The sequence below is a fragment of the Pseudomonas sp. NPDC086581 genome (genome assembly GCF_044746165.1).
Lineage (GTDB): Bacteria > Pseudomonadota > Gammaproteobacteria > Pseudomonadales > Pseudomonadaceae > Pseudomonas.
In genome coordinates, this window is the sequence record NZ_JBIVBR010000035.1 from 1 (window position 1) to 1,237 (window position 1,237).

A 1,237-nucleotide genomic window follows, 5' to 3' on the forward strand; every position below is an offset into this window, starting at 1 on the left:
GTGTAGTGGTCTACTGATCCCGGACACCGATTTAGGCGAGAATCCTCGCCGTGAGAGAGGTGTCTGATGAGCAAGCAACGACGTACGTTTTCCGCCGAGTTCAAACGAGAGGCTGCCGCCTTGGTGCTGGACCAAGGCTACAGTCATATCGACGCCTGCCGTTCGCTGGGGGTGGCGGACTCGGCCTTGCGCCGTTGGGTGAAGCAGCTCGAGGCGGAGCGCCAGGGTGTGACCCCGAAGAGCAAGGCGTTGACGCCTGAGCAGCAAAAGATCCAGGAGCTGGAAGCCCGGATCAACCGGCTGGAGCGGGAGAAAGCGATATTAAAAAAGGCTACCGCTCTCTTGATGTCGGACGAACTCGATCGTACGCGCTGATAGACCAGTTGAGTGAGCAGGAGTCGGTGGAAGTGGTCTGTTCAGCTTTCGATGTGGCGCGGTCTTGCTACTACGTCCACCGTCTTCGACGGCGGCGTGTCGATGCTCGCCGCGTAGCGCTACGCAGCCAGGTCAACCAGTTGTTCAGCCAGAGTCGGGGCTCGGCCGGCAGCCGCAGCATTCTGGGCATGCTGCGCGAAGAGGGCGTGACCATCGGCCGTTTCCGAGTGCGTCGGTTGATGCGTGAGCTGGGCCTGGTCAGCAAGCAACCGGGCTTGCACGCTTACAAACAGGCCACGGTTGAGCGGCCGGATATCCCGAATCGGCTGAACCGCGAATTCGCGACCGAGCATCCCAATCAGGTGTGGTGTGGCGACATCACCTACGTCTGGGCGCAAGGCCGTTGGCACTACCTGGCCGCGGTGCTGGATCTGCATACCCGGCGGGTGATCGGTTGGGCGTTCTCGGCCAAGCCGGATGCCGAGCTGGTAATCAAGGCCCTGGACATGGCCTACGAACAGCGCGGCAGGCCACAGCAGGTGCTATTCCATTCAGACCAGGGGAGCCAGTACGCCAGCCGCCTGTTTCGGCAACGGCTCTGGCGCTATCGGATGCAGCAGAGCATGAGCCGTCGGGGGAATTGCTGGGATAACTCGCCGATGGAGCGCCTGTTCCGCAGTCTGAAGTCGGAGTGGGTCCCGTCAACGGGTTACCTGACGGCGCAGGAGGCCCAACGGGACATCAGTCATTACCTGATGCACCGCTACAACTGGATCAGGCCGCATCAATTCAACGACGGGCTACCGCCTGCGGTGGCCGAAGAAAAACTCAACCCACTGTCCGGGATGGGTTGACCACTACA

Annotated in this window: 1 protein-coding gene; it reads left to right on the forward strand. The window is 61.4% G+C overall.

Annotated elements, in window-relative coordinates; all coding sequences use genetic code 11:
- The first annotated feature begins 66 nt into the window (after positions 1–66).
- Positions 67–1,229, forward strand: a protein-coding gene (locus tag ACIPK7_RS29715; RefSeq protein ID WP_401091928.1) for an IS3 family transposase whose coding sequence is annotated in 2 segments (ribosomal slippage) — positions 67–322 and positions 322–1,229 — 1,164 coding nt in all. Because the reading frame shifts where the segments join, the coding sequence is not laid out codon by codon here.
- Positions 1,230–1,237 lie beyond the last annotated feature (8 nt).